Source organism: Nitratireductor thuwali, assembly GCF_036621415.1.
Taxonomy (GTDB): Bacteria; Pseudomonadota; Alphaproteobacteria; order Rhizobiales; family Rhizobiaceae; genus Chelativorans; species Chelativorans thuwali.
The window spans coordinates 3661544-3683185 of record NZ_CP030941.1 but is presented as its reverse complement, the minus strand read 5'-3'; the positions used below and the strand labels follow the sequence as shown (position 1 = coordinate 3683185).

The following is a 21642-nucleotide window of genomic DNA, read 5'->3' as shown; positions in this document are numbered from 1 at the left end:
TCGATCCCCGATGAGGGGGGCGAAAGGCGGCAGGCGCCTTTCGCCCGTCATGAAGGCTAAATTTCCTCGATCAGCGGATCGGCGGGCCGTACTGGATGCCGCCCTTGGTCCACAGCGCGTTGATGCCGCGGCTGATCTTGAGCGGGCTCTCGGCGCCTACATTGCGCTCGAAGACCTCGCCGTAGTTGCCGACATGCCTGACGATGCGAACAACCCAATCTTCGTCAAGCCCCAGATCAGCGGCCAGCTTGGACCCTTCCTCGGTGCCGAGCATGCGCGAGATGTTGGGATTGTCGGACTTCAGCATCTCGTCGAGATTGTCCTGGGTGATGCCGTATTCCTCGGCATTCAGCATCGCAAAATAAACCCACTTCGCGATATCGAACCACTGGTCATCGCCATGGCGCACGACCGGGCCGAGAGGCTCCTTCGAGATGATCTCGGGAAGCACCACATGGTCGTCCGGATTGGCCAGCGTGAGGCGGATCGCGTAGAGGCCCGACTGGTCGGTGGTGTAGACGTCGCAACGGCCCGAATCGTAAGCCGCGTTCACCTCTTCGAGCTTCTCGAAGACAACAGGATTGTACTCCATGTTGTTGGCCTTGAAGTAGTCGGCCAGGTTGAGCTCCGTCGTGGTGCCGGACTGCACGCAGACGGCGGCGCCGGAAAGCTGAAGGGCGGAGTTGATGCCCTGGAGCTTCTGCGCGTTGATCATGAAGCCCTGGCCGTCATAGTAGGTGACGCCGGCAAAGTTGAGGCCAAGTGCGGTATCGCGGCTGATGGTCCAGGTGGTGTTTCGCGAAAGGATGTCGATCTCGCCCGACTGGAGCGCGGTGAAGCGTTCCTTGGCGGTCAGTGCCGTGAAGCGGACGGCTTCCGGATCGTCGAAGATCGCAGCAGCGACGGCGCGGCAGTAGTCGACGTCCAGGCCCGTCCAGTCGCCGGTGTCGTCCGGCGCGCTGAAACCGGCAAGACCGGTGGAAACGCCGCACTGCACATAACCCTTCGATTTCACGTCGTCGAGGGTAGCTGCAGAGGCCGGAGCTGCCGCGATGGCAACGGCCGAGCCGAGCAGTGCCGTGATAAGTTTCTTCATGTTCATTGACCCTTTATTTTTAACGTACAGGGTTCATCCTCTAAGCTACTTGTGCGGAAGCCGGCGTATCCATTCAGATGAACACTGTATCGGTTACACGCTTCCTCTCCCATGCACAGAGCCCATCGAATGCCATATTGCAGCGCGGGTCAAGTGCGAAAGGGACAATGATGTCAATTGGCTCCGGCCTGCCGGTACCAGGGCGGCGCAGGGTTGTGCTGCGGGCGCGAAGAAATTAATCGGGGATGATCGCCGCGCGAGCGGCCTGTCGAAAGCAAAGGCGGCACAATGGGCAAAAATCACCAGATGCGTGGCGTGAATACGCGGCTCGCGCATGCCGGCAACGACCCGCGCGACTTCCACGGCTTTGTAAATCCTCCTGTCGTCCACGCCTCGACGGTGCTGTTCCCCGATGCGGCGGCGATGGCTGCGCGGAGCCAGAAATACACCTATGGCACACGCGGCACGCCGACCACCGACGCCCTGGGGGCAGCGGTCGACGCGCTGGAGGGCTCGGCCGGCACGATTGCCGTGCCGTCGGGCCTGGCCGCCGTCTGCGTTCCCCTGCTGGGCTTCCTTTCGGCGGGCGACCATGTGCTGATCGTCGATTCGGTCTACCATCCCACCCGTCGCTTCGCCGACACCATGCTCGAGCGGCTTGGCGTGGAGGTGGAATATTACGATCCGGCAGTCGGTGCCGACATCGCAGGGCTGATCCGAGACAACACGAAAGTCGTCTTCACCGAATCGCCCGGCTCCAACACGTTTGAAATGCAGGACATTCCCGCCATCAGCGCCGCGGCTCATGCGGCGGGCGCCGTCGTGATGATGGACAATACATGGGCCACGCCCCTTTATTTCCGGCCGCTCGATTTCGGCGTCGACATCTCCATCCACGCTGCCACCAAATATCCGGCCGGCCATTCCGACATTCTGCTCGGCACGGTGTCGGCCAACGAAGCCTGCTGGGAAAGGCTTTATGACGCCTATCTGACGATGGGCGTGTGCGCCGGGCCGGATGATGTCTACCAGGTGCTGCGCGGGCTGCGTACCATGGGCGTACGGCTTGAGCGCCATCAGCAGAGCGCGCTGCACCTTGCCCGCTGGCTGGAAGGCCGCGCCGGGGTGGCGCAGGTGCTGCATCCCGCCCTCCCCTCCCATCCGGGCCACGCCATCTGGAAACGCGATTTTTCAGGCGCCAGCGGCATCTTCTCCATCGTCCTGGATGGCGGTGGCCAGGCGCAGGCCCATGCCTTTCTCGACGCGCTGGAGATTTTCGGGCTCGGCTATTCCTGGGGCGGATTCGAGAGCCTTGCGGTGCATGTGCAACTCGACGACCGGACTGTCGCGAAGGGGCCCGAGGCCGGCCCGGTCATCCGTCTGCAGATCGGCCTCGAAGACGTCGACGACCTTCAAGCCGACATCGAGAAAGGGCTTGCTGCCGCGGCCCGCTAGCGCGCCGGACGTCCATTCGGACGCACGAAGGACGCCCCATCTTGGTTTTTCGGCATTTTCGCGGTCGGTCCAGCGGAGAGATCATGACCGGCGCGCCGGTCTGCCGCCGGGACCCCGGCGTCAGGCAACGATCTCAATGGGCACAGACTGCATGATTTGGTCGCGCCCGGCCCTCTTGGCTTCATACAGGAAGGCATCGGCCTCGCTGAGCACCTCGTCGACGGACTGACCGGCTCGGTGCATCGACAGGCCTATGCTGACCGAGGTTTGCAGCCCCTCGACGCCGGCGGTGCGGCCGGCCTCGCGGCAGGCGCGGTGAATGCGGTCACAGACCCTGCGAGCCTGCTCCAGGTTCACGTCCGGCAAGAGCACGACGAACTCCTCTCCGCCCAGCCGTGCGGCGATATCGACCTCGCGTGAGGCCGCGCGGATCGCCTCGCCCATGAACTGGATGACGCGGTCGCCGGTGGCGTGGCCGTGGTGGTCGTTGATGCGTTTGAAGTGATCGATGTCGATATAAAGAAGCGCGCCGGCCGAGGCATTGCGCGCCTCCGACAGCGTCTTTTCGGCCAGGATCATGAACTCGCGCCGGTTCTTGAGGCCGGTGAGGTAGTCGGTCCTTGCGGCGTGATCGAGCTCTTCGGCCAGCCTGAAGACCTTGGCCGTCTGGCGCAGGAACATGCAGGCGATGGGAAAAGCGATTGCGATCGTGATGACCGCGGTCAGAAAGAGGTCGAGAAGCAGCCGATCGGCGAAGAAGATGCTGTAGAAGAACAGCGTCAGCGCCTCCGCCGCGACGGTGGCTATCGCCGTGATCATAAGGCCCTGCCGCCAGATCGGCCATTCCTTCATATAGCCGTACAGCCCGTCGATTCCGCTCACCCACACCTCCTTCGGCTGGCTGCATGATAGGCTGGGCAGGTAAGCATCCGGTTATCGGCACATGCAGGTTTCAGCGATTTTGGCGGATGCGGTGGCGCGCGGCGGGTTCGTCGTCGCTTTCGTCGCTTTTTATCCCGCCGCTATTTGCGCATAACCGTCCCGCTGCCTCACAAAGGATGCATGATCGAACGCATCCAGAGGGCTCCCCAACCGCACTCACACCTCCTCCGGTTGTTCCTGCCGCAGGAAGGCAGAACACGAGGGTGCGGTCGTCGGCGAGTTTTCCGGGCGCGACCAAGCCTCCGAAGGAGGTGAAGGATCGCCGCATGCGCTCCGAATAGCCGGTCCTCCCGCCCCCCGGACCGGCTTGCCCAAAGCCTCGTCTGCCGCGCCCCCGGGTACCGTCAGGCGGGGCTTTGGGACCCTTCCAGGTAGCAGTAAGCGTGACCGCGAGATACCCGCAAAGCCAGCCGATGGACGCGCTACGTGCCTGCGAAACCGCTTGTGGACAGAATGATGATCCTGAAACTCCTGGACGAGTCCATCGCGCTGGGTCTCCAGGAAGAGGAGCTGGACATCCTGCTCGTACGGCACGGCCCCGTGGATCTGGATCTGCTCGAGGAATGCAAGGGGATGCATCCCGGATTCAACGGATCAGCACATACGTCGATCAGGACAATCCTCGGCGCCGGTTGCCCCGATCACGGGACCGGCAAGCGCCCCTGATTCCGCAGGTCCGGCCAATCCACATTCCGCAGGTCCGGCGAATCGGCCGCAGCATCACCCCGGCTATCCTGGCCGTTCTTCAAGAATCCTTCGAACCAGGCCCGATATCTCTGAGGCCCCTGCCTCGACGAGCGCTTCCGCGTCGGCGGCAAGCTTGCTCCGAGTGCTGAGTGTGCCCGAACCGTAGGCTTCGTTGGTGCGGCCGTCGAGCACGTTCCAGAAGATCGTCAGGCCCTCGCCCCGGCCATGCACCTCCGACAGCACCTTGATCACCGGCGCCCCGTCGGCCGAGCGCGCGGCGGCCTCCACCACCTGAAGGTAGTGTTCGGGCTCCGGCACGGCCACCACGCGCGAACGGCCGTCGCCGAGCTGGCGCCACAGTGCCTGGGTCAGCTTTCTGCTGATCGACAATGTGGAGGCCGACGCATCGACCGCGCGCGTGCTGTCGACCACGACGACCGGCCGCGCGTCCGCCGCAGGGCTCCCGAGCGACCCCATGTGCAGATAGGCGCCCAGGACGCCGGCCAGGATGGCGCAACCGGCAACCGCAAGGCCCATGCGGCCGCGGTACCTGGCGGCGGTGAGCCCGGTCCACGAGCGGAAGGGCCGCCAAGACGGCGTTCGCTTGAAGACCGGGACATAGCCGCCGAGCGGGATATCGATGCGCACGAGATCGGTGCGGCCTTCATCCCTGTAATAGGCGTGCAGCGACCGGCGCAGCTGGCCGGCCGCGATACGGACGATGGGATCGGTCGAAGCGTCGAAGCTGGCATCCCGGCCGAAAACATCGACGGCCACGGTAAAGGCCTTGATGCGGTCGGCTCGGCCTGCCACCGTTTCCTCGACGATGAATCTGAGGAACCGCTTGTTGCGCTCGGAGGCTTTGAAGGCCGGATTTGCCAGCAAGCCATCCAGGGCCAAGAGGCGGTAATCCCGCTGCGGTTTGCTCGTGTTGGCCGCCCGGTCGGCCAGCGAGGCCACGGGTCCGGCCGCCGATCCTTCATCTGCCGGCTCGACCTGCCCAGCCGGTTTCGCGTTGGTGGCGTTGCGCATCGCTCTTCAATGGCCTCGGTATGTGGCGCATCTCCTGGAGGAGAGACCGCCGGGGGCATCGTCCGGGCCTGCGGCCAGTCACGATCGCCTGTCTTCGAAAGTGGCTTTACGCAGTTTCAACGCGATACGGACCAGTCGCCGGGCATGGATCAGGCGGATCGGGACGGCGCCGTTCCGCTCTCCCTCCTCCCGGCAGGAGCGGTCGATCTTGGTCAGCAGGCACCACAATTCGTGGGTGCTTATGGACCTCTCGTCGGCTAGCCACCGCGACCATCTCTCGACGGGTCCCGTGAAGGGAACGCCCGGAAACGGATCAAACCCGCCCCTGGCAAACAGGCGGGACTTCATGCCAAAACCACAGCGCCTGGGGCGGAGCGGACGGTCACGCCCATGCAACGCGGCACCGGCTTGCTGCCTGCACGCTCGAGGGGCCCGCTGCCTTGCTGCGCTGATTCGCTCATGGTTCGAGGTCAGCCCGACAGCCCATTATGAACAAATAAGATCGGCCGCCGAAGGGCGGAGCGAATTCTGAGCGGCTTGTGCACGGAGGAAGGCAAGCGACTTGTGAAGTCGCTGGAAACTGGTGCTGCCGGAGAGATTTGAACTCTCGGCCTCTCCCTTACCAAGGGAGTGCTCTACCCCTCGTCGCCTTCGGCTCCTCTCGGAAAGACTGAACAAGTTCAGCTGCTTAAAGCAGTCTACGATCTTTCCATGAGCTCCGCAAGCGACTAGTGAATAACCTTCCGCCTACTGGTCGCTGTGATCATGCTGTGGCAGACGCGGCTTCTGGTTCAGAAACTCAATTTCACAACCCACTATCGAACCATCAGCTTCAACGTCGTTCGGATCGACGAGGTCACTGAGGGAATACCTCAGAACAGAAACGTCCGGTCGATGCAACGCCGCAGTAAAAATGCAAGCAGCACTGAATATCTTGGGGCCGAATGGCACACAGGTTATGTTGGTACTGTGTTTTGCCGAGAGAAACAATCCATCTAATGTCCCGACCAACCGTGGTATGTCATCGAGATTATAGTCAATAACCTCGTAATTTCTCTCTCCGAAGTCGAACCCAAAATTTGCTTCTTCCATCGACTCCAAAAAACGGGGATCAAAGCCAACAGGCCGAAAAACGAAGCTCATATCGGGCTCATGGCTGTCTAAAACATTCAGCGAGACGCCGTACTCATACCCAAGCCCGATTACAATTGATCGGTTTCGGCTAGGATCTCCAAGCGCTCCAGTGAGATCTGGATGCACGGGTCCAAATGTCCTCAAAGGCAGTAGATCGAGCGACGGCTTGCGAAACTTCGCTGGAGAATAAAGGATCACTAAACGATCTCCCGACCGCAATCTCTCGCATGCTGCTAGGAGCACTGTTGCCATTATCGACCGATTCATGGCGGAGACATCAACACCCAAGACAATTGGGCGGCCCATATCCAATTGCCGGTCTAGAAACGCCGACACTGTAGTATCGAGCGCCGAACCTTCGTCCGATACTATGAGATGTTTCTTCCGCTCGGCCTGCTCCTTGTTGACTTGAAAGGACAGTGTTCGATTCGACGAGTACTCGATCGCGAGCGAGTCTTCCGAAGGCGCGATGCTATGATCAGCTATAAATCTTGAGCGCGTCTCGTATCCGATTGCGTAGAGCAATGAAGTAACATTAACATCTTCGCCTTCACGCCATAGCCTGCGGTGGGCTCTGTACCTACGACTTATCATCCTCATCCATCTCGAATAGATCACGCATTGAAAGATGCCTTCTAATTCGTCCGCCTCGCTCGCGTCCAAGGATGGTGGACAGACGCAGCGGCTGACCAAACGTGAGTGGAAGATGATATCGCGGGCACAAGAGGTACGAAAGACGGAGCCGAGCTCCAGATATTGCTCCGTAATCAAAGGCGTCGATATCGTCTGATAACATCACCAGCGCTCCTTGATTCATTGCACTACCCAACGCTTCACGCACAGGCAAAGGTACATTGTTATCAATCTTTAATGATAAGCTAGGCTCGGGCTTAAAAATCTGACCATTCACCTCATGAGATAAAAACTCTCCTATCTGATCTAACAAGTCTATTGCCGATCTGCCTCCGTCGTCATTTACCGGTATGGTAGACAAAAGCGAGATGTACTTTGCGATCGCCGCTTGGAGGTATGCTGCCTGTACCTCCTTCTTTACAACTCCGCCGACACCGGTGAAATGTTTGACTATTGGCCGAAGGAGCCCAATTGTTGTTCTCGGATTTCCCTCGCAGATGGTAAGAAGCGAGTCGTAACCTAAATAGACGTCCGGTATCCGTTTTTTGCTCGGGGGCCGCCTTGCCTCTGTCTGATCCGGGCGGGTGAAAACGTTGGTTGGTCCGAACTCGTTTCGTATGGCGACTTGCCATATGTATTTTCGCGCCTGTCCCGCCCTACGAGACTCCGGCTCTTTGTGGAGTTTTTCGAGAACAATTGCCCTGTCCTCCAAAAATTGTCTGAAACCAACATCCTTTTCCCTGAGGGAGACGAATCGTCGGTAGTGAGCCCCATCCGGTGGAGCATACGGCCCTCCTCCCGCCGGGAGCGTCGCGCCCTCACGAATGGGCGACTCACCCAAAACCGCCTCACCGCGTTCGGTGGGTCGTTTGGCTTGAAAACGGGTCCCCTCCGCAAGGAGCAGGGCGTCTAGTAGTCGGGCAGTGAAGCGCTTCGCCTCCCGCTTATTTCCATAAGCGAGATTAATGACCGTGAAATCGTGCCCAGGCATCGGACGATCAACAGAAGCTCGCTCCCATGTTATGGCAGAGAAAGGACTGGTCGCCAGTTTCAGAACAATCCGCTGATCAATCGAGCGCAGGCATGCAAACAGATACTTCTGCAAAGGATCTGGCATTATCTCCAGCTCATCTATGCAGAGCGCCCAAACCTTGCTGTCTGTCCCAGCAATGCTGTTGAACGCATCTATAAATGCTGCGCATGAGTATATCGGGTCATGCGTTATGAACTCTTCACTAGAAACCACTTGTTCTATGTTTTTAATATAATTATACCTTACCCTTTCGATTATAGTGTTAATTTTCGAAATATGCTTGTGCAAGAGCGACCTGACTTCCAGAAAGGAATGCGCCCTTTCAGATAATCCCCATGACAACGACAGGGTATTGCAAATCCTTACCTCCTTTTCCTTATTAAGCCTTACATATTGATGCGATAGGTTTTCTATATCCTCCAGCCGATCGTCAACAATCTCTTTAACAGTATCTAAGCAGGCGAATTTTACTCGCACAGAAAGGAGCGCTTTCCCCAGTATTTCTACCAATTCTGTAATTTGCTTGAAATCTCGAAGGCTTCCGACAAGCAAATCAAATTGTCGATCGGCTCCCACGTAGATGGGCGTAAAACTGAAACGCCGAAGCGTCTTCGCCTGCTTCATGGTTTTCCAGCGAATTTGCGCCCCGACCTTGAGCATCTTTAGCAAAGTTGTCTTGCCACTTCCCCTTGGTCCTATAATAATAGAATTATTCTGCTGGCATAGAAGCCGAAACTCCTTGTCCCGCAATACAAATGTATCTGCTACGGTCTGCGGATCAACAAAGCGAGCATTATACGTCTCAAATAGGGCGGAGCTATGGGGTTTGGGCAAGGCGGAACACACTCTCGTTAGGTATCTCGCCTTGGGAATATTTTACCCCAAGGCCTGCCAAATGCTTTATCACTTCATCAAAACCTTCTTTGAGAAGGAACTTCATTTCAGGTATGTGAGCAAAGACATCTTTCCCCTCCAGTAGCGGTTGTGACTGCTCCTCCATCGTTTTCTTAACCCTTTGAGCGAGCTCAAGAGCTCCTGTCCTACACCCAAATCCGTAGCCATATGGAATGTTGAAGTTGCGTGGTGTCCGCTGCCAATGTTTGCGGAGTTCCCAATGCCATGCACGCACCACGCCGCACGGAGTCCAATTGTTGGTGTCATCCCGATCGGGGAAGAGTGTCACATGATAGAACTGGTTCGGAGCCTCCGAGGAATATGGGGCATCGATAACCGCAGAAACGCTTCCCGATGAAAAAAGCACGGGAAGATGAGCTTTCCCAGGGCCGTATCGTATCTCTGGGTAGTGCTGATGCCCGTGAATAACAAGCCAGCTGGACAATGTAAGCTCTGTAAGACGATCTACTAGACGGCTACCATACTTCATCTCACTGTAGTCTTCGTCGTAAATCCTGTCGTCCTTATATATATGGTGGTGCGTAAAAAGTATATTTAGTTCGCAATCCTCCCCCCGCAATGCTTCCTCAATGTTCGAAATTGTTCTCTCACTCACCCTTCCATGCATAAATTCCGGATTTTTAACCTCATCTTCAGACGAATACCCATGGAATGCTGCGCTATTAAGATTTACAAGACGAATACCATTTTCTATATGGATATGGAAATTACGTGACCAATACTTATCGCACGTCTCATTATCCAATCCTGGAAAGGGAGGCACCAGAGCTTGTAGTGCTCCCTTGGGATCGTACTGGCTGTGCTTCAAGCGTGAGTCTAGATCGTGGTTTCCGGCGGTGGCGAGGAGTAGTCGAGCACCGACTTCTTGCTTGAGACCAGTCAGTGCCCTCCAGGCGAACTCCTGTGCATCAGGATCAGCTCTGTCAGCTATGTCGCCGGGACATAAGATCCAGTCCACCTCAAGACCTTCGTCTCTCAGAACTTCCGGGATTAAGGAGATGGGATTCACGACGCCGCGGTCACCACTCTTGGAATTGACCAGAATTGATGGAGCTCTCCCACCAACAGCGTCGTTAGGTGTAAAGGCGTGGAGATCGCTGAGGACTAGGATCTTCATTAGCTGTCGAGCCGATAATTGGAAATGACTATCTCAGAAGCGCTACGTCGGCCTCCAGCGAAGCCAGAAATGTTCCGACGGACCCTCACGCTTGCTATTGACCACGACGGGCGTTGCAATAGTTTCGCCTCCGAGGCGCCATCGTAGGTAAAAAGGAACTTGCCGCCGCTGTCGTCGATAGCTTCCAAACATTTCAGCAAGCGATTTAAATCCGCGGCATTGAAGTCTTTGGCATCATATTCGGTGAAAGGCGCGCGACGGGAGACAGCATAAGGAGGGTCGATAAAAAAGAAGCTTTCCGGCCCAAGAAAATCATTCACTGTCGCCTCGAAATCTCCTTTTCTGAGGATAAATCGCTTCAACCTTGCGCACAACGAAACGAATTCCTCTCGGCTAAGGGGACTACCTATGCGAGAATCCGAATACGGAACATTGAACTCTCCGTTCTTGTTGGTCCTATATAGCCCGTTAAAGCAATTTCTGTTTAGATAATAGAAATAAACGGCCGAAACGAAATCATCCTTCTCGTTGTTGAACTTATCTCGAATGGTGTAATAGGCTTCTTTATTCGTCTCCAAGGATCGATATTCTGCGTATAGCTCTGAACTAGAATCCCTGCATTGCTCATAAAAATTAATAAGCCTTTCGTTTATGTCGGAAAGGACACAAATCTTCGCATTTACATGAAAGGAAATAGCGGCAGATCCGCAGAACGGCTCTATATAGGTCTGAATTTGGCTTGGCATCCAAGAAAGCAAACTTTCGATGCTACTCCTCTTGCTGCCCGCCCATCGCAGCAATGGCCTTTTGCTCATCTAGCCCCCTCGGTCTCCACTTGTGGGCACGATAGGTCATGGCTTCGTGCCGTGCAATGGTCACAGCACCCTCCATCACCATCGGGCTATCCCGAGATAGTCTTCAATAGCCGATGAACGGTACCCACTGATAAGGCGTGATTTGCGGCGATCCTCCTAATGCTCTTGCCTTCTTCACGCTCTCGCTGAATTTCCTTCAAATTCGCAACAGCTATCGGTCTTCCTAGTTTCGTTCCATTGCTCGCTGCCCTAGATAACCCCGCTCGTACGCGTTCACTTATCATGGAACGCTCGAATTCCGCAAAGACACCACACATCTGGAACATTGCCTTCCCAGAAGGCGTGGTAGTGTCGATTGCCTGCTGGTGGAGGTAGAGGTCCACTCCATTGGCATGAAGATCGTCCAGGGTTTGCACTAATCCGGCAAGGCTTCTTCCAAGCCTAGATACATCCCATGCCATCAGCACGTCGAGCTTGGCTCTGACTGCATCCTTCAGCGCATGGTCGAATGATGGCCGCTTGTCTCTGCCTTTCGCGCCGCTGATGCCGTCGTCTTCGAACACAGACACAATGCGCCAGCCTTTGGCTTCAGCTACACGTTCAAGCTCTATTCGCTGGTTCTGTGTCGTCTGCTCTTTGGTGCTCACTCTCAGATATAGAGCGGCTCGTTTCATGATATCCTCCATGTTCGAAAAACATCTGTTTTATGAACAAGCAGAATCGGCTTGGCAAGAGCTGAAAAATCAACGGCCTTGCGTATCAGATGTTCACAGGGTTTTTTGAACACCATGCACAAGAAGGGCGGCTGCAACCCTTCTCGGGCTATTCCGTAACAACAGGATCCGGGACGCTTTTGAAGCGCCTCCCTGGCCTCGGACCAACGGCCATGGGGCAGGCAAGCGCCGTGGGGAGGGGTGCCCAGCCCGCATACACGCCCCCCACCGGTTTTGAATTTCTGAACCTGTTAACTTTTAACTCTATACCTGCATCGGGTTATAGACAGTAAGCGGCATGGAGACCCGTCTGGCGAAGAGGGCGAGCGGTCGATATCATGGGCGGACACGATGAGCTGCTGTGAGCTTCTGTGTCTGCGCCTGGTTCTGAAGCTAGAACATTTCACATGATCGTAGCGGTTGCTGATCGCCTCGAGGGTGTCCCACGGCAACTTCGTCCGCGTTGGTCGGATGCGTTCAAGGCGCAGCTTGTCGCAGAGGCACTGGAGCCTGGCGCAAACGTCTCGGCCGTCGCCCATCGGGTTGGCATTCGCCCAAACGCTCGAGCGCATTGCTAACGGCTGGCCGAGCAGCGAAATCGATGCACTCATGCCGTGGAACTACACGACCTGAACGGCTTCAGCTTGTCGCTCACCATAGACAAGCAGTTGGCGATAACAGGCCACAATCACCGAGGCGCAGAAGTCTTGCCGGGAATGCGCAATGACACAGTGAGAGGCGCTGTTGGTCTGACGTGAGGAGTTGGCTGACGCGTCGCTATAACGGACGTGTCCGCTGGAAGGTCCCTATTCGCGGGTACAGACCACCTGAACCGTGTACGGTTCCAAATTAGACACGACCTCCACATCGGAGAACTGCGTCGCGCTCCGCACTGCTGGATTATTCGTCATTATCCTAAACGGAGAGAGAAAATCCTTGGCCAGAGCTCCATCGATTGCGAAGCTGAAATTGGCTCCTGTGCTGCCAACAAGATCAAGCATCATTCTCTCGTTCAACTTGCCCACCATAACACCCACAATTCGGCCGTCAGAGCCGACCACTGGCCCCCCTGAGTTCCCAGGCTGGACGGGAAGCGACATTGAAAACTTTGTCTCATCCCCCAAGATGCCTCGTCTGCCGGTCACCTTACCGAACGATACGGTGAAATCATCAGCTACTAGATCAGACAGCGGGTATCCGCCTGCAATGACCGAACCACCGAGCGGTGGCGGTTCTTCTGCGAAAATCGCGGTTTGGACCTTTCCGGGCTCCTTGACCAGAATCGCAGCAAGATCAGCCTCTTCATTCACCCGAAGGACTTCCGCACTGCCCTTGTTGGTCACGCTGATCGCCGTGCAATCTTCAACAACATGGTAGTTGGTCAAGATCAGCCCAGTGGTCGAGACAAAAAATCCGCTGCCGGAAAAAGACCCCTTTGGAAGTTCATCAGAAGCTTCCGACGGCTCACCTTTGACGGACTGTTCGGTTTCCTCCGGCTTGTTTGGGAGAACCGGCCGAAAGAATTTGACGCTTGAAGCTAAGTAGGCGGTCAGCGGCACCGCTCGATCCTCCATTTCGTCACGCCACCGAAGAATGAAGCCGGAGTTGAACGGGCCATTTCGCCGCACCAAGGCATAGTAGCTGGTGCCGCTACCCTCTCCCGAGATTACGAACCAATCATGCTCAAATTTCTTGTAGGTTGGTTCACCAAGGCCCTTCGCAGAAGGAAGTGCGCCATAAAGATGATAATATGGTGTGCTCCATTCAGGGAAAATAACTGTCTCGATCACAATGCCGTCGTTCGAAGTGAACCACCGTGTTCCTGCTTCTAGATCTTCACGGTTGCTGAGTAGTCCGACAGGAACCGGGCCTTCAAAGCCGGTCTTGGGATCCCGTTGAACAGCAAATCCGTAAGCACGAACCAGCTCTTGAGCTCGCCTGCGCAGTCGACTGTACTCAGATTGTGTGAGTACCCCATCGGGATTGAGGCCAGAGAGTTCTTCGAAGGCAATCAGGGCCTTATATGTTTGCATCCCGAACTCCGCATCGACGAAGCCACGGTAGTGCCCTGTTACCACAAGATCATATTGTAGCTGTTCCTTGATCGAGTATGGCTGAGCATCGAACCATTGTTGGGATCTGGCGAAGTTGGCACTCGCCCCGGCAGTGCTGACAAAGAGCATGACCATGCACTGGACCACAGAGTTTAATTTCATACGCATTTTGCCCGCCCGCGTTTCTAACGCTGGGCCAGATTACAGCTTAGGGCGCTTGGAAAAGCAAATGGATGCCGTTCGAAAAGTGACTGAAGCGGGGTTGTTGGACAGTACAGTCATCCCACAACGGCGCACTAAGCAGCTTCAGGGCCACGACAACTCGAACGTTTCGGAGTCCAAAAGTGCGCACGCTTTGATTTCCAACCGGCTTGTCATGCATCGAAAATGGGGTTCAATAACCGCCTGATCGGGAGTTTTGTGATCCTCGCATGCCCTACCGCGCCCCAAACGTTGACAACTTCAGCCATGCAAGATGGCTCAGGCAAGGGTTCGTACTTCGAGAAGGATTCCGTGAATACCTGGAAACAATGACAGGGGACATTCTGCGAGCTGAAGGCAGGCGACCCAGGAGAGATACGGTCACAAAAATTAGGAACACCCTAAATGTGGTTCTAGCCAACCTCTTTCAAACGCACCTCGTTGATTTCAATCGTTACGTAATAATTCCGCTCAATAGTAACCCCTACCGCTCGGGCCCTTACAATCCACAAAGGTTAGACTTAAGAAACGTAAGAAGTGTTGTGCGCTTCTTACATCAGCAAGAACCTTCGTACATTGAACATAGAGGAGGGAATTTTGATCACTTAGCAAATATTGGCCACCCAACAAGGTTCAGACCAACGGAACGACTGATCCGGGAGCTAGAGACGGTGGCACTTGATGCCCAACCTGAGGCCCACATTAACAATGAACCACCACGTCTTACTATGAACACTTTGGAGAATAACCCCCATTCTCCTTGGGCTTCCCTTCTCTTTGAAGAGCATGAGGCCCCTTCCGTTCGACTTCGAGCTGAACGACAGGGCGAGGGAGGGCCACGACCGTTCATTGACTTTCCACCCACGGCCGAAACCAGAGCGATGGAGGAGCGCCTTGAGCGCATCAACGGCTTTCTAAATGATCACTGGATTGATCTTCTCATTCCCGACGATGACTTCCGGCAGCTTACAGGAACCCCCGACGAAGCGCGGGACGAGTTCAACGATCCAAAGCCACACCGCCGTGAGATCGACCTTTTCTTTCGAAGAAAACTCTATCGCGTGTTCAACAACGGGACATTCGAGAACGGAGGTCGCTTCTATGGGGGCTGGTGGCAAGGTATCCCCGGTCGCTACCGCAAGTTCCTCACCATCAACGGCTACACCACTGCCGAGTTGGATTACTCCAACATGCAAATCGCCATGCTTTATGCAAGGGAGGGTCGCCAGCTGGAGGGTGATGCCTACGCCGTTGAAGGGGTTCCCCAGGAATATAGGGGCCTCCTGAAAAAGACCCTGTTCAAGATTATCAATGCCCGAGGACATATCCGAGCACCACTGGTAGCCTCTCGTCCTCCAGGATGGGATTGGCGGACACTTCTCGAAGCACTCGAACAGCGACACCAACCTATAGCAGCGTATTTTCGCAGCGGAATTGGCATACAACTGCAACGGCTCGACTCGGACATTGCTGAACGGGTGATGATCCGAATGAGGGCGGACGGAAATCTCGCTCTTCCAGTGCATGACAGCTTCATCGTGATGGATGGGCAACAAGATGCGTTACGGGAGGCCATGTCAGGTGCCTACAGAGACATCATGGGAGCAAACATCGAGATTGCCGCAGACGAGACACTGTTCCCTCAGCTTCCCCACGATCAAGGATTGGTGAGGGCGCTTGGCTTTGACAATTTTGAGCGATATGCAGACGCCGCTCAGAACGCAGGAGCTCTCGACTACGAAGACCACATAACGAACTTGGAAATGCAACCCGCATACGAGGCCTATCGCCAAAGGAGGCTGGATTTCATCCGAATCCAAGGAGAAGATTGGGGCTGGCGCCATCAATTCCTGAGATGAGGTTCCGAATGCCCGTAAAGGCACCATACGCGACCACTGAGAGGCATTTGGTAGTTTCAGGCATTGGGCAGCCGAAAACGATAAACTGCTCCCAGCAGGCCGATTATGAGCCATTACGGGAACATCGTTCAGTTGGGGCCCGTTGGGTTAAATTCAATGCTAGGTCGGTTAGCGGCAAGTCACCTTACACTCGTGCCAAATCCGCCCCTTTCGCGCCCAACACAGATAACGGTTTTCTGGCGGCTGGTGAGCGGAGTACGGGGCCTTATTTCGCCTGACCCGTGGGTGGTCAATGGGCTGTCCACCTGCACGGCTGATCTGGTTGAACGGATCGCGTCAGCGGTCGGGCTGTGGCAGGTAAAGGGACTTTCCCCTCGGCGAATGAGGGCTTTGCCAATTGCGCTCCGAACTTTCTCGGTTGCGGGCTTGTCTACTGCTCTGTCCCATTTCAGGCAGAGCTCGAACGTGGCCGTCGGGTCGCAATATATTTCAATGTCCGCTTCAGGCCGAACGTGTTCCAAGCGGGGCTCCCGACCACCCCCGGCGTCACGAACCCGTCACGGTTGATCGCACAACCCGACAAGAGTGAGCTGATAGCCGCAGGAACAAGCGTTGCGATAACGCATTGACCTCCCCTAATTCTTATCGAGTTTTTCCAACAACCGTTGCTGATCAGCGTGAGCGTATCGCAAAAGCATACGCGGGTCACGGTGACCGCTTATCGAAGCGACTTCGGGGACAGTCAGTCCTCTTTCGAAGAATCGGCTGATCGCCTCGTGACGCAAGTCGTGAAAATGAAGATCCTCTATCCCTGCCCGCTTGGTCAATCTCTCCCAAGCTAAGCGCAACGCATTGCCGGTGGTCGGAAAAACTCTGTCGCTCTCCCGCGTGTGCCTTGCGAGAAGTGAAATTGCTGCCGCAGTCAAAGGAATGATGCGAGGATGCCCGTTCTTCGTCTCTAGGATCTTCACGAACCTGCGTTGGAGGTCGATGTTCCTCCAGACCATCCCAAGAATTTCGCCTCTGCGCATACCGGTTTCTAAGGCGAATAAAAAAACGGAAAGCAAATAGGGATTTCGAGTTTCCTTCGATGCTTTGATGAGGCGTTGGAGTTCATCGCCCCGAAGGCGCCTATCTCGACGCTTGTCGCCGACCTTGAGCTGCACATTCTTGGCTGGATTTTCCTTGAGCGGTATTCCCCATTCGCTCTGCGCTACGGAAAGAACGTTTCTGATTACGGCAAACTCTCGCCTCAGGCCGGCAGGGCTTAAGACGGTTAGCCGCTCATCACGGTATTCGCAGAAGTGAGATGAGGTCAGGTCGCTGAGTGACAGTTTGCAAATGCGGTGCCTTTTGAAAGCCTGCAGGACGTAGGCCTCAGCCAAAGCCGATTTCTTTCGAGGGGTGATTTCCCTCACATACCTTTCGACCAACTTTGCCAAAGTGGTCCTCCGCAGTAACGACGGGTTGACGGCCAGTGCTGTCCTATCAGCTTGAACCTCCTGCTCTCGTCCCCATTGAAGGGCGTCGCCCCTCATCAGGAAGGTCTTACAAGCTGCTTTTTGTCCGGTCCTGCGAATCTGGACCTGCCACTTCCCATTTCGCTTGCGAATGCTCGCCATGATTCACCCACTGTGACCTCATTGTGACAGCAGCTGATGACAAGGCTCTCCGAACTAGAGCGAGTTCTGAAAAGCGAAGGAAAACAGGGAACTAAATGGTGCTGCCGGAGAGATTTGAACTCTCGGCCTCTCCCTTACCAAGGGAGTGCTCTACCCCTGAGCTACGGCAGCATACGAACGCGCAATGCGCGTTCGAAACGACGCGTGCGCTGTAAGTCGGCGGCGTTCTGCCATATCGTATGAACAAGCGCAAGCACTAGCTCGATGTCGAAGAACGGGTATTTTGGCCGCAGGCGCGTTGCAGATCGGCCATCACGGGAAGGAGCAGGAGATTGTCTGCCAAGGACCAAGAAAAGCCCGAAAGGGCGAGCAGCAAGGACGGCGGGCGCGCGGAGCGGCTGGCGGCTGAACTGCGGGCCAACCTGGCCCGTCGAAAGGCGCAGGCAAGATCACGGCGCGCCGGCGAGGCGGACGGCCGCGAGGAAGGAATTCCCTCGGCCAAGCCTGGCAATGACGACAGCCGGTCGTGAGGGTGCAGGCAGCGCATTTTCTTGAACAGTGCGGCAGCTTGCTCTAGACCGGGCAACCAACTCTAGACAAGCTGGGGCAACTCCCCGGGAAAGAGACGTTCATGGACCGCATTCGCATTCGGGGAGGCAGCGCGCTCAACGGCACGATTCCTGTCTCCGGAGCAAAGAACGCAGCGCTTCCCCTGATGATCGCGTCGCTTCTGACCGACGATACGCTGACGCTGGAGAACGTCCCTCATCTGGCCGATGTCGAGCAGCTCATCCGGATCCTCGGCAATCACGGCGTCGATTATTCCGTGAACGGCCGCCGCGAGAACCAGGACAAGGGCTACTCGCGCACCATCCACTTCACCGCGCGCAGCATCGTCGATACGACCGCGCCCTATGAGCTGGTTTCCAAAATGCGGGCGAGCTTCTGGGTGATCGGCCCGCTTTTGGCCCGGGTCGGCGAGGCGCGGGTTTCGCTGCCCGGCGGCTGCGCCATCGGCACACGGCCTGTCGACCTGTTCATCGACGGTCTGCGGGCGCTCGGCGCGGAGATCGATATCGAGGGCGGTTACGCCAATGCCCGAACCAGGAACGGGCTCGTGGGAACACGCTATGTGTTTCCCAAGGTTTCCGTCGGCGCAACGCATGTGCTGATGATGGCAGCGGCGCTGGCCAGGGGCGAGACGGTGCTGGAAAACGCCGCGCGCGAACCCGAAGTGGTGAACCTGGCCGAATGCCTGAACGCCATGGGCGCGAAGATTTCGGGCGCGGGCACGTCGACGATCGTGATCGAGGGCGTATCGTCGCTCTCGGGCGCGCGCCACCGCATCATCCCCGACCGCATCGAGACAGGCACCTATGCGATGGCGGTTGCGATGACGGGCGGCGACGTCTTCCTCGAGGGGGCGCGGCCCGACCTGCTGGAATCGGCGCTTGGCGTAATCGAACAGACGGGCGCCGAGATCACCCGGGCCAATACGGGCATCCGCGTGCGGCGCAACGGAGCCGGAATCACGGCCGTCGACGTGTCGACGGATCCTTTCCCCGGCTTTCCGACAGACCTGCAGGCGCAGTTCATGGCGCTGATGACGATGGCGAAGGGCACCTCGCACATCACCGAAACCATCTTCGAGAACCGTTTCATGCATGTGCAGGAGCTTGCCAGGCTCGGCGCGAAGATCTCGCTGTCGGGGCAGACCGCCATCGTGGAAGGGGTGGGCCAGCTCAATGGCGCTCCCGTCATGGCGACGGACCTGCGAGCCTCGGTCTCGCTCGTCATCGCGGGATTGGCGGCGGAGGGCGACACGCTGGTCAATCGCGTCTATCACCTCGACCGCGGCTTCGAACGGCTCGAGGAAAAGCTGTCGGGCTGCGGCGCGGAGATCGAACGGATTTCAGGCTGAAATCCGCTGGATGTCGCCGAAAGGCGGTACGGTCGTGCCACCCACGGGACATCGGCATGAATGATTGCGTAGCGGCCGGAGAGTGTGAATGGATCTGTTGAAGCTCGTCGCCCTGGATGAAGAGGATCTGGCCATCATATCGGCCCATGTGCAGGACGCCGTGCTGAAAGTGCGCGACCTCACCTTCCTGCAGCAGGAGAAGCGCTTCGCGCTGGCCATGAACCGTTTCGCCTGGGAGCGGGAGAAGCGAGCCCTCTTCCGGCGCAAGCATGAGCGGCACTACAGCGTGCTGCATTTCGAGCGCGTCCTGGCTGCGCGCTCCGCCGGCATCAGGATGGACAAACCCGACGAGGTGCTGTCGCTGCTTGCCGTCCGCTTCGTGCCCGGCGAGCCGCCATCCGGCACGATCGAGCTGCTGTTTTCGGGCGATGCGGCGATCCAGCTAGACGTCGAATGCATCGAGGCCCGGCTGGCCGACACGGGTGCGGCCTGGGATACGCCCATCCGCCCTCGCCACAGAGCCTGACGGAGCCCCTATGGCAGCCACTCTTTCCACCGCCGACGAAGGTTTCGAGGCCGCTTTCGCCGCCTTCCTGGAGACCAAGCGCGAGGCAAGCCAGGAAGTCGACGATATTGTGCGCGAGATCATCGCGCGGGTGCGCCGCGAGGGCGACGCCGCCCTCGCCGGCTACACGCAGCGCTTCGACCGGTTCGACGTGACGGCGGCGGGCATGCGCGTGACGCGGGCCGAGATTGAGGCGGCCTATGGGGCCTGTAGCCCGGAAACGCTCGACGCGCTGCGGCTGGCTCACGAACGCATCAGAACCCATCACGCCAGGCAGTTGCCGCAGGACGCGCAGTATACCGACCCGATCGGCGTGGAGCTGGGCTGGCGCTGGACCGCCGTCTCCACGGTCGGGCTTTACGTGCCCGGCGGCATGGCGAGCTATCCGAGCTCGGTGCTGATGAATGCGGTGCCGGCCAAGGTGGCGGGCGTGGAGCGCGTCGTCATGGTGGTGCCGGCGCCCGACGGCAGGCTCAACCCGCTGGTGCTTGTCGCCGCCGATATCGCGGGCGTCGACGAAATTTTCCGCATCGGCGGGGCACAGGCCGTGGCGGCGCTGGCCTATGGTACCGAAACCGTGCCCGCCGTCGACAAGATCGTCGGTCCGGGCAATGCCTATGTGGCCGCTGCCAAGCGCCAGGTCTTCGGCAGGGTGGGCATCGACATGATCGCCGGGCCTTCGGAAGTGCTGGTCGTGGCCGACCGCGACAACGATCCCGGCTGGATCGCGGCCGACCTGTTGGCGCAGGCGGAGCACGACACGGCGGCACAATCCATCCTGATGACCGAGGACGCGGATTTCGCCCATGCGGTTGTAGAGGCGGTGGAGCGCCAGTTGCGGCAGCTCTCTCGCGCCGACATCGCTTCTGCGAGCTGGCGCGACTTCGGCGCGGTCATTCTCGTCGGCTCGCTGGACGAGGCCCCTTCCCTGATCGACCGCATAGCGCCGGAGCATCTGGAGCTGGCGACCGTGCGGGCCGACGATCTATTGCCGAAAATCCGCAATGCCGGTGCGGTTTTCCTCGGTCGCCATACACCCGAAGCGATCGGCGATTATGTCGGCGGCTCCAATCATGTCCTGCCGACGGCACGCTCGGCGCGCTTTTCGTCCGGGCTTTCGGTGCTTGACTTCGTCAAGCGCATGTCGACGCTGCGGCTGGGGCCCGAACAGCTCCGCGCATTGGGACCTGCGGCGATCGCGCTGGCGGCCGCCGAGGGGCTGGAAGCACACGGCCGGTCGGTCTCGATCCGGCTGAACATGTAGTACCAAGGCAGGGCAATGACCGACAGGAAATCCGGCACGGCGCGCCTCATCGATGTCGAGCTGGATGAGTCCGTCGGGCGCGCCACGCCGGACGTCGAGCATGAGCGCGCCGTGGCGATCTTCGACCTCGTCGAGGAAAACAGCTTCCGCCCGGTGGGGGACGAGAAGGATGGGCCCTACAAGCTGAAGATATCGCTGGCCGATTCCCGCCTGGTCTTCGAGATATCCCGGGAAGACGGCGAGGCCGTCGTCACCCACATCCTGTCGCTGACACCTTTCCGGCGCATCGTGAAGGATTATTTTCTGATCTGCGAGAGCTATTATCAGGCGATCCGCACCTCCACGCCGAGCCAGATCGAAGCGATCGACATGGGGCGCCGAGGGCTGCACGATGAGGGTTCGCAGACGCTGATGGACCGCTTGCGGGGCAAGATCGATCTCGATTTCGATACGGCGCGGCGGCTTTTCACGCTCGTTTGCGTGCTGCATTGGCGTGGATAGCGCCGAGGGGGCCGTTTTGACCAATCTGACAAGACGAGGCGGTCGCAACTCCCGTCTTCCGGCATAACCGATGTCTGCGGTAT

The 21642-nt window shown here is 57.7% G+C and carries 19 protein-coding genes, 1 tRNA gene and 1 pseudogene; 10 read left to right on the top strand and 11 right to left on the bottom strand.

All coding sequences use genetic code 11. The annotated features are described in order from the left end of the window. Positions 1 to 70: 70 nt before the first annotated feature. Positions 71 to 1096: an amino acid ABC transporter substrate-binding protein gene (locus NTH_RS17835; protein ID WP_338531285.1), complete on the bottom strand. Its 1026-nt coding sequence runs from the start codon at positions 1094 to 1096 to the stop codon at positions 71 to 73. Positions 1097 to 1384: 288 nt separating this feature from the next. Here NTH_RS17835 and NTH_RS17830 point away from each other — a divergent pair, with 288 nt between their 5' ends. Beyond that, positions 1385 to 2551, top strand: a complete 1167-nt coding sequence (locus NTH_RS17830; protein ID WP_338531284.1) for a cystathionine beta-lyase — start codon at positions 1385 to 1387, stop codon at positions 2549 to 2551. Between the two features lie 120 nt (positions 2552 to 2671). On the opposite strand, the gene NTH_RS17825 is transcribed toward NTH_RS17830, so the two are convergent. After that, a complete protein-coding gene (locus NTH_RS17825) occupies positions 2672 to 3433 on the bottom strand; it encodes a GGDEF domain-containing protein (protein ID WP_338531283.1) in 762 nt (253 codons plus the stop codon). 516 nt (positions 3434 to 3949) lie between these two features. Here NTH_RS17825 and NTH_RS17820 point away from each other — a divergent pair. Beyond that, the gene (locus NTH_RS17820; RefSeq protein WP_338531282.1) at positions 3950 to 4159 is read left to right on the top strand and encodes a hypothetical protein; all 210 of its coding nucleotides are present in this window, start codon (positions 3950 to 3952) and stop codon (positions 4157 to 4159) included. A gap of 63 nt (positions 4160 to 4222) precedes the next feature. Here the strand turns inward: NTH_RS17820 and NTH_RS17815 are convergent, their stop codons facing one another. The 6 genes from NTH_RS17815 to NTH_RS17790 form a co-directional block, all read right to left on the bottom strand. Further along, on the bottom strand, positions 4223 to 5212 hold the full coding sequence (locus NTH_RS17815) for a hypothetical protein (RefSeq protein WP_338531281.1): 990 nt from the start codon (positions 5210 to 5212) through the stop codon (positions 4223 to 4225). A gap of 747 nt (positions 5213 to 5959) precedes the next feature. Continuing rightward, on the bottom strand, positions 5960 to 6871 hold the full coding sequence (locus NTH_RS17810) for a hypothetical protein (RefSeq protein WP_338531280.1): 912 nt from the start codon (positions 6869 to 6871) through the stop codon (positions 5960 to 5962). Positions 6872 to 6926: 55 nt separating this feature from the next. Further along, on the bottom strand, positions 6927 to 8846 hold the full coding sequence (locus NTH_RS17805) for a hypothetical protein (protein ID WP_338531279.1): 1920 nt from the start codon (positions 8844 to 8846) through the stop codon (positions 6927 to 6929). Further along, the gene (locus tag NTH_RS17800) at positions 8830 to 10044 is read right to left on the bottom strand and encodes a metallophosphoesterase family protein (RefSeq protein WP_338531278.1); all 1215 of its coding nucleotides are present in this window, start codon (positions 10042 to 10044) and stop codon (positions 8830 to 8832) included. The genes NTH_RS17805 and NTH_RS17800 overlap by 17 nt, the downstream gene beginning before the upstream one ends. After that, positions 10044 to 10859: a DNA adenine methylase gene (locus NTH_RS17795; protein WP_338531277.1), complete on the bottom strand. Its 816-nt coding sequence runs from the start codon at positions 10857 to 10859 to the stop codon at positions 10044 to 10046. Before NTH_RS17795 ends, NTH_RS17800 begins: the two co-directional genes overlap by 1 nt. Before the next feature lie 86 nt (positions 10860 to 10945). Beyond that, positions 10946 to 11533, bottom strand: a complete 588-nt coding sequence (locus NTH_RS17790) for a recombinase family protein (RefSeq protein WP_338531276.1) — start codon at positions 11531 to 11533, stop codon at positions 10946 to 10948. 446 nt (positions 11534 to 11979) lie between these two features. Here NTH_RS17790 and NTH_RS23165 point away from each other — a divergent pair, with 446 nt between their 5' ends. Next, complete coding sequence (locus NTH_RS23165; protein ID WP_422392412.1) at positions 11980 to 12150, top strand: transposase; 171 nt, start codon at positions 11980 to 11982, stop codon at positions 12148 to 12150. After that, positions 12128 to 12205 (top strand): annotated as a pseudogene (locus NTH_RS23160) (transposase domain-containing protein); the annotation flags it as partial. The gene NTH_RS23165 and the pseudogene NTH_RS23160, both read left to right, overlap by 23 nt. Positions 12206 to 12378: 173 nt before the next feature. On the opposite strand, the gene NTH_RS17785 reads toward NTH_RS23160, so the two are convergent. After that, positions 12379 to 13794, bottom strand: coding sequence for a serine protease (locus NTH_RS17785; RefSeq protein ID WP_338531275.1), 1416 nt, complete (start codon positions 13792 to 13794; stop codon positions 12379 to 12381). Positions 13795 to 14708: 914 nt separating this feature from the next. Between NTH_RS17785 and NTH_RS17780 the strand changes: the two genes are divergently transcribed. After that, positions 14709 to 15686, top strand: a complete 978-nt coding sequence (locus tag NTH_RS17780) for a hypothetical protein (RefSeq protein ID WP_338531274.1) — start codon at positions 14709 to 14711, stop codon at positions 15684 to 15686. Positions 15687 to 16321: 635 nt separating this feature from the next. Here NTH_RS17780 and NTH_RS17775 read toward each other — a convergent pair. Both NTH_RS17775 and NTH_RS17770 read right to left on the bottom strand, forming a co-directional pair. Beyond that, positions 16322 to 17308, bottom strand: a complete 987-nt coding sequence (locus NTH_RS17775) for a site-specific integrase (RefSeq protein WP_338531273.1) — start codon at positions 17306 to 17308, stop codon at positions 16322 to 16324. Positions 17309 to 17404: 96 nt separating this feature from the next. Next, positions 17405 to 17479: transfer RNA gene (locus NTH_RS17770), tRNA-Thr, on the bottom strand. Positions 17480 to 17640: 161 nt separating this feature from the next. Between NTH_RS17770 and NTH_RS17765 the strand changes: the two genes are divergently transcribed. The 5 genes from NTH_RS17765 (at position 17641) to NTH_RS17745 (ending at position 21559) form a co-directional block, all read left to right on the top strand. Further along, positions 17641 to 17838: a hypothetical protein gene (locus tag NTH_RS17765; RefSeq protein ID WP_338531272.1), complete on the top strand. Its 198-nt coding sequence runs from the start codon at positions 17641 to 17643 to the stop codon at positions 17836 to 17838. 101 nt (positions 17839 to 17939) lie between these two features. Next, positions 17940 to 19229 (top strand): UDP-N-acetylglucosamine 1-carboxyvinyltransferase, encoded by a 1290-nt coding sequence (gene murA, locus NTH_RS17760; protein WP_338531271.1) that lies wholly within the window; start codon positions 17940 to 17942, stop codon positions 19227 to 19229. Positions 19230 to 19317: 88 nt separating this feature from the next. Continuing rightward, positions 19318 to 19755: a DUF2948 family protein gene (locus NTH_RS17755; RefSeq protein ID WP_338531270.1), complete on the top strand. Its 438-nt coding sequence runs from the start codon at positions 19318 to 19320 to the stop codon at positions 19753 to 19755. A gap of 10 nt (positions 19756 to 19765) precedes the next feature. Further along, positions 19766 to 21058, top strand: a complete 1293-nt coding sequence (gene hisD / locus NTH_RS17750) for a histidinol dehydrogenase (RefSeq protein WP_338531269.1) — start codon at positions 19766 to 19768, stop codon at positions 21056 to 21058. 15 nt (positions 21059 to 21073) lie between these two features. Next, positions 21074 to 21559, top strand: coding sequence for a UPF0262 family protein (locus NTH_RS17745; RefSeq protein WP_338531268.1), 486 nt, complete (start codon positions 21074 to 21076; stop codon positions 21557 to 21559). Positions 21560 to 21642 lie beyond the last annotated feature (83 nt).

Bases quoted from the DNA above. Each gene is read 5' to 3' on its own strand.
- murA (WP_338531271.1), top strand. From the start codon at position 17,940: ATGGACCGCATTCGCATTCGGGGAGGCAGCGCGCTCAACGGCACGATT.
- NTH_RS17755 (WP_338531270.1), top strand. From the start codon at position 19,318: ATGGATCTGTTGAAGCTCGTCGCCCTGGATGAAGAGGATCTGGCCATC.
- NTH_RS17800 (WP_338531278.1), bottom strand. From the start codon at position 10,044: ATGAAGATCCTAGTCCTCAGCGATCTCCACGCCTTTACACCTAACGAC.
- NTH_RS17795 (WP_338531277.1), bottom strand. From the start codon at position 10,859: ATGAGCAAAAGGCCATTGCTGCGATGGGCGGGCAGCAAGAGGAGTAGC.
- NTH_RS17815 (WP_338531281.1), bottom strand. From the start codon at position 5,212: ATGCGCAACGCCACCAACGCGAAACCGGCTGGGCAGGTCGAGCCGGCA.
- NTH_RS17790 (WP_338531276.1), bottom strand. From the start codon at position 11,533: ATGAAACGAGCCGCTCTATATCTGAGAGTGAGCACCAAAGAGCAGACG.
- NTH_RS17835 (WP_338531285.1), bottom strand. From the start codon at position 1,096: ATGAAGAAACTTATCACGGCACTGCTCGGCTCGGCCGTTGCCATCGCG.
- NTH_RS17745 (WP_338531268.1), top strand. From the start codon at position 21,074: ATGACCGACAGGAAATCCGGCACGGCGCGCCTCATCGATGTCGAGCTG.
- NTH_RS23165 (WP_422392412.1), top strand. From the start codon at position 11,980: ATGATCGTAGCGGTTGCTGATCGCCTCGAGGGTGTCCCACGGCAACTT.
- NTH_RS17780 (WP_338531274.1), top strand. From the start codon at position 14,709: ATGGAGGAGCGCCTTGAGCGCATCAACGGCTTTCTAAATGATCACTGG.
- NTH_RS17775 (WP_338531273.1), bottom strand. From the start codon at position 17,308: ATGGCGAGCATTCGCAAGCGAAATGGGAAGTGGCAGGTCCAGATTCGC.
- hisD (WP_338531269.1), top strand. From the start codon at position 19,766: ATGGCAGCCACTCTTTCCACCGCCGACGAAGGTTTCGAGGCCGCTTTC.
- NTH_RS17830 (WP_338531284.1), top strand. From the start codon at position 1,385: ATGGGCAAAAATCACCAGATGCGTGGCGTGAATACGCGGCTCGCGCAT.
- NTH_RS17785 (WP_338531275.1), bottom strand. From the start codon at position 13,794: ATGCGTATGAAATTAAACTCTGTGGTCCAGTGCATGGTCATGCTCTTT.
- NTH_RS17820 (WP_338531282.1), top strand. From the start codon at position 3,950: ATGATCCTGAAACTCCTGGACGAGTCCATCGCGCTGGGTCTCCAGGAA.